The organism is Prevotella sp. C0209C1, assembly GCF_056583855.1.
Genome location: NZ_JBWPJP010000022.1, coordinates 1 through 16,594, shown reverse-complemented (window position 1 = coordinate 16,594; position 16,594 = coordinate 1). Strand labels below are relative to the sequence as shown.

The following is a 16,594-nucleotide window of genomic DNA, read 5'->3' as shown; positions in this document are numbered from 1 at the left end:
ATTTATAAACTACCCTCCTCTAATTATATTTTTAGAGAAGGAGTTACATTTTCTATTTTACAGTTGGTGTAGCTTTAGGAATAAAATCTTCAGTTGAGTTATTAGTATCTACATACTTACCATTCTTCTTTTTACGTACTACAGCAGTACCTATTCCGCTCTTATCTTTTTTATTATCATTACAATAAGTATAGCCGCTATCCATAGAAACAGGTATAATATTCCAATCATGAGGATTATCCTTCATATCTACATTAACAGCATCAATAACCCAAAGAGAAGGAACGAAATAAGCCTGTTGCGTCATCAGCTTACCATTGATTTCATTATGATATTGAGCTGCATACTTATAATTTTTTAAAAAGTCGTCCTTTGAGCCTTGTATTTTAGCTATTGCATACGCTTTAACACCGCTCATATTCAATACTAAAATAGATGCTGAATAGGTAAACAAGCGCTCAAGATCCTTTACATTATCATTCTGCTCATCTTTAACAATATTGGTAGAAACATCATAAAACTCAAAGTTTGCATTACTTAAATCGAAAGAATTTGGATTTACAGCTTTATGATTTTTAGCATTTAAAGCCAATAATAATGTTTCACCCGGTTTTACAGGAACATCTTTACCATTACCCGGTATCATATATATAGCTTGAGCTGCGAAACCTTCATTTCTATAATCTTTAATATATTCATGTTTGTTCCCATTTGTATAAATAGATTCCATTATAACTAAGCTATCAGCATACATTACTTTATCTGTATTGTTAGCTATTTTAATATATTGATCGGCAAAATAAGGTTTACCTGCTTTAGTTTGTGTGCCACGGAAAAATATTTCAGATATAACAAAACCTTCTTTCCCGGTGTACCCATTTAATAAAAGGCTTATCTCATTAGCACTATTTCCTGCTATTTCTACGTTTTCGTTTACACTGTTTACCTCCATAAACGCCTCTTTTCCATTTGCCTCATAAGTTAATTTCCCTGAAGCTTTAACAGAATAAGAACCTACAGGTATTTCCTTAAGCTCTGCTGTATAACCTTTTTCAGTCTTACTAAAATCTTTTATACTATAAACTTCTTTTGTCTGCTTGTTTGTAAGCAAAACAACTGTGTTTGTTAGTTCTTTCACCTGAATATTAATAGGTGTTTCAAGATTAATTTTTACAGATGTTTTAGATACCGTTTCAGGCTCGTTCTCGGTAGAACAAGATACTAAAAAGAAACATAAATTAAGCAGCAACGTAATACTAAATAAAACTTTCTTTGTCATTTTCATTTTCTTTGAATTATTATTAATTTGTTATTTTAAAACCGCAAACCTAATGTTAGACTTGTTGTTACACCTTTCACATGTTCAGAATTAGATATTATACCGCCATAAATATCAGCAAAAACACCATAGCGAGAATTTTTTAACTTGTAATCGATACGCATATTGGCTTTTAACTCTGCCGTGTTACTCTTCAATTGAGCATAGTTATAGTTTATATACTTAACAAAAGACTTTTCTATATCTGCGTATGGCATATCTATTTTGTTATTACTTTTTCTAAAATAAATAGTTGTAACTCCACAATCTAACAACCATTGCTTTGCAAAAGAATATATATAATTTACTGAAAGCTCACTAAAGAAATGGGAAACACCTATTTCCCTATACGGATATATATATTTGGAGTTATTATCAACAAAACCCACTTTACCTCCAAAAGTCCACTCACTTTGCGTTCTCACAATATATTTAGCCCCAAGATAAGCTGTTCGTATATAATGCTTATACATTGTAAGATTAGCTATTATGGGATAGTCTCCCAATTTTGCATCGCCAGCTATATGCTCTATACCATGCTTTTGTAAATCTTTATAATATCCATATATAGAAAACATATTTCTTGCTTTTTTAAAATTATATCCTATTATTATTACTGCTTTGTTATTGTTAAATGTTGTCAATGGTAATGAGTTATACTCATCAGATATTTCATTGTAACTTTGTTTAGAATAGCTTATTTTACTAAAAAATCCTTTTTCTAAAACTGGTGTTACTGAAAATAAGAAAGCAACACCTTTCCCCTTGTAACTAATATTTGTATTAGTACCTGAAAAGCGTTTATAATATGTTCCTAATCCTGTCATGATATATTCTGGCACCCCTCCCAATTCATTATAAAAGTCTACACCTGTAGATTGTTTGTAGATATTTACTAAAGTTACTACTCCTATACTATAATTATTTAATAAATAAGAAGCTCCCAGCTTAATACTTAAATCTGAAACAATCCCCCTCATACGTGGATCTTGCCTTCTCCATTCTTGTTCTGCACGAAATTGTAATTCTGTTCCAATTCTCCAGTTCCCTGATCTTCTGGCATACCCTCCTAAGAAATTGTATCTTTCACGTTCTGTATCCCCTCCTACAGAATCGGCAAGTATATATGGTGCAAGCAAATTATAGTCGGCAGTAGAATTCCAGCTTACATTTAACCTATGCCCAGCAACATACGAAGCATTACCCCATACGGTTATATGCTTATTAAGATGAAGATATGATATTACTTTTGCCTCAATATCTTTATTTCCTTTTCCATTTTCAAGAATAAAAGGAGATGTGCTACTTTTAAAATTGCCTGTAAGTGTAAGTTCGGAAAGATTATATTTATATGTATCTCCATAACTTGCAGGATTTTCCCAATCCTTTTGCCAACTTGTTTCTTTTAAAGTAGCCCGCTCTATACGTGCAGAATCTTGTGCAACACTATAGCTTGTTGCATACATTATATAAAAGATAATATGTAAAAAACGAAGATGTCTCATTTAGTCGGTAAATATAGTTTGCATTAATAGATGAGTATCATTACTCCCTGTTATACTAACAAAATTGGTTGTACTACGAAACGTTCGTACTCTAACTTTATTATTTTTATCAATATAACGTATTACTCCATCAAGTGTTATCTTATATGCACCACGTAAAACCACTTCTGTAAGAGTATTTTTTATAAACTTTACTGACCTAAATACCTGCTTACTATTCAAGTTAGTAATTGTAGCTGTAGCCTGAATTCTATCTATATCTTTAGCGTCATCACAATTTACAATAATTGTAACGTTAGCCATATATTCTTCTGTTCTGTTATCACACGATATTAATATGCAAGCAATAAAAGCAAAACATATAATAAAAAAATATCTTTTCATAACTTTAAGTTCACTTCTAATCCAAAATAAGGTCGCACACTACGTCGAATAGTTATTTTATCCTGCTTATAGTCTGGTGTATAATCTAACATTCTATTACAGAACATAGCTATGTTTAAACGATCATTCAATAACTTCTTTGTTACCTTCAAATTTAAATTCATAGAAAAAGGCACTGTATATTTAATATATTCTTTTTCATTATGATTACGAATAAGATAATATAAGAAAACATTATCTTTATCTTCTGTTTTCCATTCGTGTAAGGTTCCATCAGAGTCCATATATCGTTCTGGCTCATTACTTAAAGGTAAACGCTGTGAAGATGTAAACCAAAGACATTGAGCAGACAACGAAAACCCCAATCTAAGCTTAGGAATATTGGTATCGAACGTAAAATTAGTATTTGCCATTTCTGTTTTCAAACCATCATTATCTCTATATAAGCCCACATACTGTATTTGTTTTCCATTTATAACTTCAGATGGACGATAAGCTACTAATTGCGAATTGGTATAAATAGTTTTAAACCACGCTCCATTTATAGTTAATCGAGTATATAGAGAAGGAATGCGCCGAGTAGAAAAAGTATATTCCAAACCCTTCTTTAACGTTCTGCTACCATTTGAATATTCTGTCGATCCTAACAGTTCTTGTTCCATTGTGTAAGGAAGATTATTTACATCTGGAGGTGCTGTTATATTTTTACCATCTATTATAGATGTGTTAAACTGCTTAAACCTATAAGGTCTATATATAATATTAGGACGAAAACCATCTTTCATGTCTTCATGAAAAAATATCACAGACAGCTTATTACCTGCAAAACTTATATCTGTACCCATTTCCCATTTAAGATTACAAGCAGGATGTATATTTTTATTCGTCACATCAAGTACAAATGTACGCACATTAATTGTCCTTAAATATTCCTTAGGGTGATAATAGCTTAACTGAATAATATCTAAATAGTTTTTATCTGGATATATGTAATCCATAGTAGGAAACTTTGTGTGCTGCCCTATCCCTCCATGTAAGCGTATATTAATAGTACGTTTTCCTATGTTTATTTGTGGGAATAACCACCCTATATTTATACGAGGGTCGGCATACCATTGCCCATGCATAGCATATACCCTTGACAAATTAAGCATCTGACTAATCCTAACACCTCCTTCTAAAAAGAATATATTACGAGCAATTGGAAGCTGTAATTTTTCTTCACCATAAAAAGCTATCATGCTCATTGCAGGTATTAACGATAGCTTATGTGGTCTTACAGATGTACCAGTATAAAGTGGAGCTAAAGGATTAAACTCTTGTCCTCTACCATAATTTTTATCTAAGGAAAAATCAGAACCTAATAAAAGATTATTGCTTATTCTATAAAGTGGAATTTGTAAATGAACATTCACTTTACCAAACACATTAAGCGGTTTCCCGTCTACGTCATGTTGCCCATAATAGGTATAAGGTAAAATAGAAACAGTATGATCTCCTTCTGTTGTAGTAGAAAGAGCAGGCATCATACGTGATAGTTGCACTAAGCGCAAACGTGAAGTAAAATTGTGTTGATAACTTGTTGAAACAACAGCGTTCACACTTTTTAGCCAGAACTTCTTTTGTAAAATAAAGTTCAATGAAGTATTAAAAGCAAAACGATTATAACTTGACTTATATATATCACGTTTACCTTTGTTAAGATCAGGATCTAACTTCTCTCCATCAAACGAACCGCTATAATCTAAATTATTTGCCCACCTTATATTATAGCTTTCTTTTCTCCACTTTACATCACTCCTAAGAGAAAAAGTTACACGAGAGTAGCCCTCAAGGGTGTTACGAGGATCGTTATTAGCTTTTAAATAGTCTGCACTAAGATTAAGTGTCCATAGCTTTCCTAACTCAAAACCTTTGGCTAAATAAAACAATTTACTACTCATATCTGATTTCAGGCGAGCATTAGTATCATGTCCCCCATGCCTACGTTCTATTTTTATCAAGCCTGATGTAAGATCTCCATATTCTACAGAAGGTATTCCACGTACCACTTCCACCTTTTCTATATCATCTGTTGATATAGCTCGCATATCAACTCCTTTATTTATAAATGTCCTATTAGTTACTTGTGGCTCCCATGCTCCTGATATATATTGCTTATCAGCATTATTTGATATAGGAGCACCATCTAACACAAAACTTGTCCCTAACGAAGATGTACTGTAATTTACACTTCCATAAGGCATTGCTTCGCGTAAACGAATGCAATTAGGAACACTCAAATTAGGATCTAAAGAACGACCACCCGGCAACAATTCTAACAAGTCTGTAAAACTTGATGGCTGCAAATGCTCCATAGCTTGTTTGCCTATTGTAGAAGCCGTTACTAATCCTTGAGATTCTTGTGCTGTTACTACTACCTCTGCTAATGCACTTGTATCGCCTACTAAATAATAGGTAGCATTCCTTTTTGCTTTTACTATCAAAGGCTTATAGCCTATATAACTTATACGAATAGTTTTACCCTGAATATTTTCAGCATAAAACTGCCCATTTTCATCGGTTACTGCCAGTACACGTTTGCTATCTTCTAACATTACCGTAGCTCCTATAACAGGCTGATTAGTTGACTCCTCAAGAACAAGACTTTTTATTCTATTCTGCGCATAAATAGTTAGTATGTTAAAAATACAACATATAAAAAATAATATTCTTGTTCGTTTCATTTACCAATCCTTTTTAAAGGTGTAAAGGTAAGCATACAAAAACCTTTAGGAAATACCTAAAAATAAGTAAATCCCTCTTTAAAAACAACTTTTACACTAATGTATAATGGTATCATTACACAAAGAAAAATATCTAACTCTATTTATACTAACTATTGTTATTGCTTATATAAATAAAAAAAGAAAGAGAAATAAAAACAAACTTTCTTTTAGGGTAAAGCCTATTATTACTTATATTATTTGTACCTTTGCAATAAGAGTAATAATATCTACAACTCTTAAAATAGCACTCTATACAATTATGTATCTTATAAAATAGTAAATAACTTTTTCTATTACAGCTACAAAAATGCTAATGAAAGTTAGTACTATATAATTTTTTTTGTCAAATAATGAAACAAGAACGTATATTATACTTAGATATTACTAAATTTGTTGCTATATGCTTAGTATGTATAGGACACGCTTATTACCTTACTATTGGAACAGAAAGCAATGTGCGCAGCATAATATACTTGTTCCATATGCCTCTTTTTATGATTATAAGTGGCTTCTTTTCTATAAATTCCTTTAAATTGCCTTTTATACCTTTTATAAAAGCAAAAGCAAAACAACTACTTTTACCATTTATAACATTTTATGTTATACTATCATTATATCATATAATAATATGCCATTTTGTTATTGATATAAATATGCTTATAGAGATAGCTATTGCTTTACTATGGTTTTTAAAAACTTTATTTATATGCTATCTTATTGTATATTTATTTAAACGACTAAAGAATATTCCAGATATATATCTTGCCATAACAACCTCCTTACTTTTTATAATAATTCCTAAAGGCTACATCATGAGCATAAACAGCCTTCTACCGATGTTTTGGACAGGATATTTCTGTAGAAAATACATTATAGAGGGGGGGAGCTTTAAGTGGTGGATAACACCGCTGAGTAGCGTTATTTTTGGCTTTTGCACTTTGTTCTATTTTAAAAATCCTACTCTATATATGCCTTTTACATATAAACTTTTAATAAATTATCCTTTACTTATAGCATATGAATATTTAATAGGTTTAACAGGTTCTTTTACCATCATAGGAATAGTTATGTTCTTTTCAAAAAAATATGGAAATAATTATATTTTAACAAAACTTGGTGATATAGGAAAATATACTTTAGGAATATTTGTAATGCAATTTTTCTTAATAGAACAAATAGGAAGAATGTTTTTTAAAATAACACCTATCTCAAGAGCCGATTTCCCTTTATATGATTATATAGTAAGCCCACTTATAGGTATTGTAGGTTTGTTAATAAGCTATAGCTTTGTATTAATACTAAGTAAAATAAAAATAGTAAACTTGCTGTTTTTTGGAGGACAATATTCTTAAACTTGCTATTTAAATTTTATTCCAGATCACATTGTAAATTACAAGGACAACTATCTTTTAGCGCAGTTAATATATAATAAAAAGATAACTTAAGCCATTACTCTAACTTGTAGTGATCTATCATCTTAAAACCATTTAAAAACGATTTTACATCCATGCGCTTTTTGCCTGGTAGCTGCATATCAAGCAGTTCTAAAAGATAATCGGTAGTATTTACATACAAATGGCCCTTCTCTACTAACAAGGTACCTGGCTCGGACTCTGCTATACGCATTGTCTTTGACGTTTTAAACACCTTTAAAACAATATTATTCTTAGATGTTTTAAGATCATCATCAAGTAATAGCATCGTAGTCCAAGTACCCGGATATGGACTTAAACCACGCACAAAATCATAAATCTTCTTTGCTTCTGCATTCCAACAAATACGACATGTTTCCTTAAATATTTTTGGAGCTTTATGAAGAGATTCTTCATTAACCTGAGGAGTACTTATCTTATCAAGTACTTTAGAAAAGTTTATACCTTCCAAACAGTTATCTGGAAGTTGTTTTAAAATATAACTAACCGTGTCTATTGCTATTTCTGCCCCCAAGCGCATTAATCCATTATAAACATATTCTACATCAGCCTCATCAGGTATAGGAAACTCACGCTGAAGTATCATTCTACCTGTATCTATATTCTTATCTAAAAAAAACGTAGTAACACCTGTCTTTTTCTCTCCATTTATAATTGCCCAATTTATCGGTGCTGCTCCACGATATTGTGGTAAAAGAGCAGCATGAACATTAAACGTACCCAAACGAGGCATAGCCCATACTACCTCTGGTAACATTCTGAATGCTACTACTATTTGTATATCGGCTTTATAAGCTCTTAACGTAGAAAGGAACTGCTCTTCTTTTAGCTTTTCTGCCTGCAATACTGGCAAATTATGAGCTAAGGCATATTGTTTTACAGGTGAAGACTGTAAATGGTCCTGATGCCTACCTACAGGTTTGTCTGGCTGTGTTACCACTGCTACAACATTAAAATTGTTTTCTACCAATGATTTCAACGACTCTACAGCAAACTCTGGAGTACCCATAAAAACAATACGAAGATCTTCTTTTCTCATCAATGTCTATATTAATAAAATTGTTAAATAACAGTTTCTTTCTTACTATTCTGTACTATAATCAGCCACAAGCTTACGATAATTATCAAAGAGTTTTACTCGCGATATATAGCCTACCAAGCAATTATTTACATCTACCACCGGCAGGGCGATGGCACCTGTTTTTTCAAACACTTTCATTACATCTTTCATAGGATCGTTTACGCCAAGCGTAGCTAAAGGCGGTGTCATCAGTTGGCTTACTATAAAACGATGGTATAGCTCTGTACGAAACAATACATGACGTATCTTTACTATATCTATTTCCCCCACTAGCACCCCACTATCATTTAATACTGGGACATAATCTGTATAGCTACCACTTATAACTTGTATTAGCTTACCCATATCCATGTCTGGGTGAACAGGGGTATAGCTACGGTCTAACATCTTATCCATTGTCATAAGTGTCAGCACTGAACGATCGGTATGATGGGTAAGCAGCTTACCTTGCCTTGCTAAACGCATAGCATAAATACTATGATGCTCAAATAGGTTTATAGTTAGGTAAGAACTAATGCTTACTATTAGTAATGGTATAAAAAGCTGGTAGCCACCAGTTAGCTCAGCTATCAAAAAAATACCAGTTAGCGGAGCATGCATCACCCCCGACATTAAGGCTGCCATGCCATAAAGAGCAAAATTCTTTTCAGGAACATACAAACCTATCAATTGCATATTCCATATACGAGAAAAGAAAAATCCTGCAAAACCACCTATGAAAAGTGTAGGAGCAAACGTTCCTCCACAGCCTCCCGAACCATTAGTAGCACTTGTGGCAAACACTTTTGTCATCATAACTAACCCTACATACAATACTAATAGCTGCGAATGGCCTGAAAACAAAGACCCTCGCATAACAGTTTGCCACTCTTCTATAGTCTTACCTTCTATAAACACACGCAAACAGTTATATCCCTCACCATAAAGAGATGGAAATAAGAATATTAAAGACGACAATATCAAAGCACCAACAAGGAGCTTGGTGTAAGGATATTTAGAAAGCTTGCCAAAACAGTTTTCACACCATGTCATCACGCGTATAAAATAAAGCGATAAAAAGCCACAAAAAACACCAAATAGTATTGTTGCAGGAATGCGGTTAAGCTGCCATTCATAATCTACATGAAAGGCATACATAGGAGAAGTTCCTGTAAAAAGATAAGAAAAGCATGTAGCCGTTACAGTAGCTATCAATATTGGTAATAGCGAAGCCATTGTAAGATCTACCATAAGTATTTCAAGCGTAAAAACAAGACCTGCTATAGGAGCTTTAAATATGCCTGAAACGGCAGCTGCACCACCACAGCCAACAAGCAGCATTAAGGTTCTATCTTCTAACTTAAATAACTTTCCCAAGTTACTACCTATAGCTGAACCTGTAAGAACAATAGGAGCTTCTGTTCCTACAGACCCTCCAAACCCTATTGTTATTGCAGATGCTACTATAGAAGACCATGTATTATGACCTTTTATCTTCGATTTATTAGTAGCTAAAGCATAAAGCACTCTCGTAATACCATGAGAAATGCTATCTCTAACCACATATTTTATAAACAAAGAAGTAAGCCATATACCTATAACCGGATAAAGTAAATAAAGCCAGTTAACATTGGTAATCTTAAAGCCTGAAGTAAGAAGAGCTTCTATTTCACGTATCATCGTGTGCAGAACGTATGCTGCCACAGAAGCTAAAAAGCCTACACAAAACGCAAGAATATATACAAACTGCTTATCAGAGATAAAGTCTGACCGCCATTTATCAAAACGTTCTATTATGCCTAAATGCTTTGAAGTACTACTATTTTCCAAAATATCCATTTGGATGTGGAAGTTTATGTTTTACTTACGAATGATATTTACAGTACCATCTTTACTCAATTTTATAATACTTGAAGGTGTGTGGGGCTCATGTTCCTGACGATGTGCAAAACAAACGTAATCTACTCCATTTAATACCTCTTGTGAAATATCACGATAATTTTGCGCTGCTGGCTCACCACTAATATTTGCAGAAGTACTTACTATGGCTTTCTGAAAACGGTAACAAAGCTCTTTTGAGAAAGGCTCGTTAGTAATACGCATACCTATAGATCCATCTTCAGCTATAAGGTTAGATGCTAAATTGACTGCATTATCAAGTATAAGTGTTGTAGGCTTTGTAACAGCTTCTAAAAGTTGCCATGCCACCTGAGGAACATTTCTTACATATCTTTGCAAACGATCTTCCGAATCGACAAGACAAATCAGAGCTTTCGAATCGTCTCTACGTTTTAATTTATAAACCTTTGCCACTGCATCAGCATTAGTAGCATCACAACCGATACCCCAAACAGTGTCAGTAGGATAAAGGATTATGCCACCTTTTCGCATTACTTCTATTGCTTTCTTTATATCATCTTCTCTTTTCATACTCTTAAAAATATAAATACACGCAAAGATAAAATAAAAAAGCGAAAGAGCAAAACGAAAGAGCAAAATAAAAAAAGCGAAAAGAAAATACTTTTATAAGTATATACTTTTCGCTTTTAAAAATATACCTCTCATCAAAGAGGCTTACTATGAATGAAAATAAACAAATTTCTTAAAGCTCCCAACCTATAGCAGAAGCACCTAATACAGCTGCTGCAGCGTCATCAAGTGAGCTTACTAAAAACTTTGGCTTATCTCTAAAGATAAGCAAAGCACTCTTTCTATAAGTATCTACTATAGGCTTCATAATAAGATCGCCAGCTTTTGTTAACCCACCAAAGAAGATGAATGCTTCTGGAGAAGAGAAGTTAGCAAAGTCAGCACAAGCCTCACCAAGCATCTTACCCGTAAAAGAATATACCTCAAGAGCTATCTTATCGCCCTTACCTGCTGCAATAGAAACATCAAGAGAAGTAATGTCTTCAGGATTCATCTCACGTAAGAGAGAATATTCTTCCGACTTCTTTAAAAACTCACGAGCTGTACGTGCCACACCTGTAGCCGAACAATAAGCCTCTAAACAGCCCAAACGACCACAACCACAGCTACGGCCTTCCTTCCCGCGCACCATGATAACATGACCTAATTCGCCTGCAAAACCATCAGAACCATATACTATCTTACCATCAACAACAATACCAGAGCCTACCCCTGTTCCAAGAGTAATCATAATAAAATTCTTCATACCACGAGCCACTCCGTACTGCATCTCACCAATAGCCGCAGCGTTAGCATCGTTAGTTAAGCCTACCTTAATATTCAGCCGTTTAGCAAACATATCTGCTAAAGGAACTATTCCTGTATGACCCCATGACAAATTAGGTGCAAACTCTATTGTACCACGATAAAAATTACCATTAGGAGCACCTATTCCCATAGCTTTGATGCTGTCTATACCTCCCACCTTAGCTATAATAGGCTTTAGAGCTTCTATACCAGCGTCAACAAAATCGTTTACTGTCTTATATGCCTGAGTCTTGATAGAATTGGTAGCTAACACATGACCACGCTGATCAACAATACCAAAAACGGCATTAGTACCGCCTAAATCTAACCCTATTACAAAAGGTTTTTGTTCTTGCATTTCCATATTGCTGTAGTTTTTAGTTCAAAAAAATCTTTTCGCAAAGGTAGAAAAAAAGCCTAAGTCTACAAACTTTTAATGCTTATTTTTGCCTATCTCACATATTTTTCGCAATTTTGCAGTTCAATTATAATAACAATAATGGATTTTCCTGTTCAGTTAGATATATTAGATTTTATTTTTAAAGGTCTTCTTATAGGTATTATAGCCTCAGCTCCTATGGGGCCAGTTGGTATACTTTGTATACAGCGTACACTTAACAAAGGGCGTTGGTATGGTTTTATTACAGGCTTAGGAGCTACCCTAAGCGATGTTATATACGCGCTCATAGTAGGTTTTGGCATGAGCTTTATAATGAAACCTTTATCTAATCCCTCGTACCAATTCATATTACAGATGGTAGGCAGCATACTGCTGCTCTTATTTGGCATTTATTGCTTCATTTCAGACCCTACTAAGAACATGCACAAGTCTGGCAAAAGTAAAGGAAGTATTATTCATAACGGCTTAACAGCCTTTGCTGTAACCTTTTCTAATCCACTTATTATATTTCTTTTCATGGCCACCTTTGCACAATTTGCCTTTATACAGCCTGCACACACTTTTGAGATGATAGCAGGTTTTATAGCCATACCCATAGGGGCTATGATGTGGTGGTATGGTCTTACATGGATTATTAGTAAAATTAAAGGAAAGTTTAACAAAAAAGGAATTATCATAATAAACAAGATTATTGGAGCTATAGTTATATTATTCTCTTTAATTATATTGTTTGGAATAATATTCAATCTATATCATCTTCCTTCCTTTTATTAAAAACTACACTTTCAAAGCAAAATAAATTATGTTTGTTGCTAAACAATTACGTAAAAAAAGCATTGCAGAGTATTTGCTATATATGTGGCAAATAGAAGATGTTATACGAGCATACGACTGCTCTCTCACACGCATCCGTAAAGAATATATAGAAAGCTTTAACTATACAGAAGAGCAAAAAGAAGATGAGGAAGACTGGTTTGGCAATTTAGTGCGCATGATGAAGCAAGAAGGCTGCACAAAATCTGGACACTTACAAATAAACAAAGTTGTTATGCAAGCACTCACAGAGCTTCACTTTGAGCTATTACACTCTTCTAAATTTCCTTTCTATTCAGCAGAATATTATCGCGTATTGCCCTTTATTGTAGAGCTCAGAGGAAAAACAAAGAGAGTAGCCGACACTATGGCACGCAAAGGTGATGAAAACCTAAAACCAATTGCTGCTACTTTATCTCATAGCGAAATAGAAACATGCTTTGACCTATTATATGGCGTGATGATGCTTCGTTTGCAAAAAAAGGAAATTACCTCAGAAACTAATATTGCACTTAAAGAGATAACTACTTTCATAGGAATGTTATCCGACTATTATATAAAAGACAAAACAGAAGGAATAGACTTTGGTCAGCAAAACTAAAAACACACACAACATGAATATTCTTGTAACAGGAGCTAATGGACAGCTTGGTAACGAAATACAATTAATATCTAAAAAAAGTAAAGACAACTATATCTTTACTGATATATGTGAAGGTTACATCCATCTGGATATTACAAATATTGATGCTATCCGTAAAATAGTAAAAGAAAAAGACATAAGGTGCATAATAAATTGTGCTGCATGGACTAATGTAGATTCTGCCGAAACTGCAGGACCCATAGTAGAAGCACTCAACGCCACTGCCCCTGAAAACCTTGCTAAAGCTATGAAAGAGGTAGAGGGGCTACTCATACATATAAGTACCGACTATGTTTTTGGTGCCGACCCTTACAACACTCCATGCCTCGAGAACCAAGAAGGTACGCCAACAGGAGTATATGGGCTCACTAAGCTGCATGGGGAAGAAAAAATAAAACTCACTAAGGTAAAACATATCATCATACGTACAGCATGGCTTTACAGCAAGTTTGGACATAACTTTGTAAAGACTATGATTAATCTTACAGCTAATAAACCACAAATAAAAGTAGTGTTCGACCAATGTGGCACACCTACCTATGCAGGCGATTTGGCTGAAGCTATTTTTAATATCATAGAACATAGACTCTATGAAAACCATACAGGAATATACAACTATTCTAATGAAGGTGTTTGCAGCTGGTACGACTTTGCCATAAAAATAGCCGAGCTCTCGGGTAATACTGCTTGTGAAATACTTCCATGCCATAGCAATGAGTTTCCCTCTAATGTAAAACGTCCTGCATATTCTGTACTGGATAAAACAAAAATAAAAGATACATTTGGCTTAAAGATACCATACTGGGTTAGCTCACTTAAAAAATGTATCTCAGAATTATAACATTTATTCTTGCTATAAGGCATATAAACTTGCCACAAAGAATACAAGATATATAATATAAAACATATATATAAAAACTATAAGAACATATTAGATAACAATATGAACGAAATACAACGTAGGCGCACTTTTGCTATTATTTCTCACCCTGATGCTGGAAAGACCACACTTACTGAAAAGTTTTTACTCTTTGGAGGACAAATACAAGTAGCAGGAGCTGTTAAAAGTAATAAAATAAGGAAGAGTGCTACATCGGACTGGATGGATATAGAAAAACAACGTGGCATCTCTGTGTCGACATCTGTAATGGAGTTCGATTATAACAACTATAAAGTAAACATACTTGATACCCCCGGTCACCAAGATTTTGCTGAAGACACTTATCGTACTCTCACCGCTGTCGACTCTGCCATTATCGTTGTCGATGCTGCAAAAGGTGTAGAAACACAAACACGAAAGCTCATGGAAGTATGCCGTATGCGCAACACTCCCGTTATAATATTCATTAACAAAATGGATCGTGAAGGGCGCGATCCTTTCGATATCCTTGACGAGTTAGAACAAGAACTACACATTAAAGTGCGCCCGCTGTCATGGCCCATTGGACAAGGACAACGATTTCAAGGAGTATATAACATTTACGAAAAGCAGCTTAATCTCTTCACACCTAACAAACAACGTGTTACACAAAAAGTGGAAGTGGACATCAATTCTGAAGAGCTCGACTTGCAGGTGGGAACCGATTTTGCAGAAAAGCTACGTGAAGAATTAGTACTTGTAGAAGGAGTATACCCTCTGTTTGAAAAAGAAAGCTATCGTAAAGCAGAAGTAGCACCTGTGTTTTTTGGCTCTGCACTAAACAATTTTGGTGTACAAGAGTTGCTTAACTGCTTTGTAGAGATAGCTCCAAGCCCACGACCTGTTAAAGCCGAAGAAAGAATAGTAGACCCTAAAGAAGAGCGGTTTACTGGTTTCATATTTAAGATAACTGCCAATATCGATCCTAACCACCGTTCTTGCATAGCTTTTTGCAAAGTATGCTCTGGTAAGTTTCAACGAAATCAGCCTTACCTACATGTCCGCAATAATAAGACTATGCGCTTCTCTTCGCCAACACAGTTTATGGCACAACGTAAAAACACAGTAGAAGAGGCTTATCCCGGAGATATTGTAGGCTTGCCCGATAATGGTGGAGTGTTTAAAATTGGCGATACGCTCACAGAGGGCGAACGCATACATTTTAAAGGCTTACCAAGTTTTTCTCCTGAGCTTTTCAAATACATAGAAAACGACGACCCTATGAAGTCTAAACAGTTCTTAAAAGGCATTGAGCAGCTTATGAATGAGGGTGTGGCACAGCTGTTTGTTAACCAGTTTAACAACCGTCGCATCATAGGCACAGTGGGTCAGCTACAGTTTGAAGTTATACAATACCGCTTAGAACACGAATATAACGCAAAATGTCGTTGGGAACCTGTCCACCTATATAAAGCATGTTGGGTAGAAGCTGACGATGAAAAAGAACTTGAAAACTTCAAAAAGCGCAAATATCAATACATGGCAAAAGATACAGAGGGACGAGATGTCTTCTTAGCAGACTCCGGCTATGTTCTTAGCATGGCACAGCAAGACTTTGAACATATCAAGTTCCATTTTACCAGTGAGTTTTAATTTTAAATATATTTATCTTGCTTAATCCTGTGCAAAAGGCATTTAAGATTTTAATAACACATCTATTAAATTAACACATATAGAATTGTTACTCTTAGGAAATCTCTTGAGTAATATGAAAGATATATACACTATTAAAAAGAAACAATAAGTTTTAGGGTTAAGATACATCATATATAAAAAGGGAAAATAACACCTACTTAAAATAAAAATAATTTATTTTTAATACAAAAATAAATTAAAAACGGACTAAAAATAATTTATTTTTAGTCCTTATACATTCTTTATCCTTCTATCAACGACTATTTTTATTTATCAAAAAAGCCTTTGTTTACCGTTATACTATAAACTAATACTTTCCTGTATATATGTTTTTTATATGTACTGCTATGAAATTCTATCTATAAACAAGTTCACATAAAAAAAATGAGGCACATTATTTTTTATACTAATGTGCCTCATTTATTATTGTACGCTCGGCATGAGCATTTTCTAACGGGTGGAAGTCCCGAGTAAGCCCTAATAGCGGGAATTACATAGCC

At 34.1% G+C, this 16,594-nt stretch carries 13 protein-coding genes; 5 read left to right on the top strand and 8 right to left on the bottom strand.

The genetic code is table 11. The features are described 5' to 3' along the window. Positions 1-52: 52 nt before the first annotated feature. The 4 genes from AC1DCD_RS07025 to AC1DCD_RS07010 are packed head-to-tail and all read right to left on the bottom strand — an operon-like array spanning position 53 to position 5,933. Positions 53-1,279 carry a DUF4876 domain-containing protein gene (locus AC1DCD_RS07025; RefSeq protein WP_464643467.1) on the bottom strand — a complete coding sequence of 409 codons (1,227 nt, stop codon included), beginning with the start codon at positions 1,277-1,279 and terminating at the stop codon, positions 53-55. Between the two features lie 35 nt (positions 1,280-1,314). After that, entirely contained in the window at positions 1,315-2,784 is a 1,470-nt protein-coding gene (locus tag AC1DCD_RS07020) for a DUF6850 family outer membrane beta-barrel protein (protein ID WP_464640961.1), read from the bottom strand. A 39-nt stretch (positions 2,785-2,823) separates the two neighbouring features. Beyond that, a complete protein-coding gene (locus AC1DCD_RS07015; protein ID WP_019036149.1) occupies positions 2,824-3,207 on the bottom strand; it encodes a hypothetical protein in 384 nt (127 codons plus the stop codon). Beyond that, a complete protein-coding gene (locus tag AC1DCD_RS07010; protein ID WP_464640959.1) occupies positions 3,204-5,933 on the bottom strand; it encodes a carboxypeptidase-like regulatory domain-containing protein in 2,730 nt (909 codons plus the stop codon). The genes AC1DCD_RS07015 and AC1DCD_RS07010 overlap by 4 nt, the downstream gene beginning before the upstream one ends. 392 nt (positions 5,934-6,325) lie before the next feature. Here AC1DCD_RS07010 and AC1DCD_RS07005 point away from each other — a divergent pair, with 392 nt between their 5' ends. Next, positions 6,326-7,327, top strand: coding sequence for an acyltransferase family protein (locus tag AC1DCD_RS07005; protein WP_464640957.1), 1,002 nt, complete (start codon positions 6,326-6,328; stop codon positions 7,325-7,327). 97 nt (positions 7,328-7,424) lie between these two features. On the opposite strand, the gene fmt is transcribed toward AC1DCD_RS07005, so the two are convergent. The 4 genes from fmt to AC1DCD_RS06985 all read right to left on the bottom strand — a co-directional run bounded on the left by fmt (position 7,425) and on the right by AC1DCD_RS06985 (position 12,048). Then, on the bottom strand, positions 7,425-8,447 hold the full coding sequence (fmt, locus tag AC1DCD_RS07000) for a methionyl-tRNA formyltransferase (RefSeq protein WP_036856663.1): 1,023 nt from the start codon (positions 8,445-8,447) through the stop codon (positions 7,425-7,427). Positions 8,448-8,492: 45 nt separating this feature from the next. Continuing rightward, positions 8,493-10,307 carry a chloride channel protein gene (locus AC1DCD_RS06995; RefSeq protein WP_464640955.1) on the bottom strand — a complete coding sequence of 605 codons (1,815 nt, stop codon included), beginning with the start codon at positions 10,305-10,307 and terminating at the stop codon, positions 8,493-8,495. A gap of 21 nt (positions 10,308-10,328) precedes the next feature. After that, on the bottom strand, positions 10,329-10,898 hold the full coding sequence (locus AC1DCD_RS06990) for an L-threonylcarbamoyladenylate synthase (protein ID WP_464640953.1): 570 nt from the start codon (positions 10,896-10,898) through the stop codon (positions 10,329-10,331). Positions 10,899-11,070: 172 nt separating this feature from the next. Further along, complete coding sequence (locus tag AC1DCD_RS06985) at positions 11,071-12,048, bottom strand: ROK family protein (protein WP_019036145.1); 978 nt, start codon at positions 12,046-12,048, stop codon at positions 11,071-11,073. 135 nt (positions 12,049-12,183) lie between these two features. Here AC1DCD_RS06985 and AC1DCD_RS06980 point away from each other — a divergent pair, with 135 nt between their 5' ends. The 4 genes from AC1DCD_RS06980 (at position 12,184) to AC1DCD_RS06965 (ending at position 16,052) form a co-directional block, all read left to right on the top strand. Further along, positions 12,184-12,858, top strand: coding sequence for a LysE family translocator (locus AC1DCD_RS06980; protein WP_036856664.1), 675 nt, complete (start codon positions 12,184-12,186; stop codon positions 12,856-12,858). Between the two features lie 28 nt (positions 12,859-12,886). Continuing rightward, positions 12,887-13,498, top strand: coding sequence for a DUF4924 family protein (locus AC1DCD_RS06975; RefSeq protein WP_036856666.1), 612 nt, complete (start codon positions 12,887-12,889; stop codon positions 13,496-13,498). A gap of 13 nt (positions 13,499-13,511) precedes the next feature. Continuing rightward, positions 13,512-14,381, top strand: a complete 870-nt coding sequence (gene rfbD, locus AC1DCD_RS06970; protein WP_036856667.1) for a dTDP-4-dehydrorhamnose reductase — start codon at positions 13,512-13,514, stop codon at positions 14,379-14,381. A 102-nt stretch (positions 14,382-14,483) separates the two neighbouring features. Next, positions 14,484-16,052 (top strand): peptide chain release factor 3, encoded by a 1,569-nt coding sequence (locus AC1DCD_RS06965; RefSeq protein WP_036856668.1) that lies wholly within the window; start codon positions 14,484-14,486, stop codon positions 16,050-16,052. Positions 16,053-16,594 lie beyond the last annotated feature (542 nt).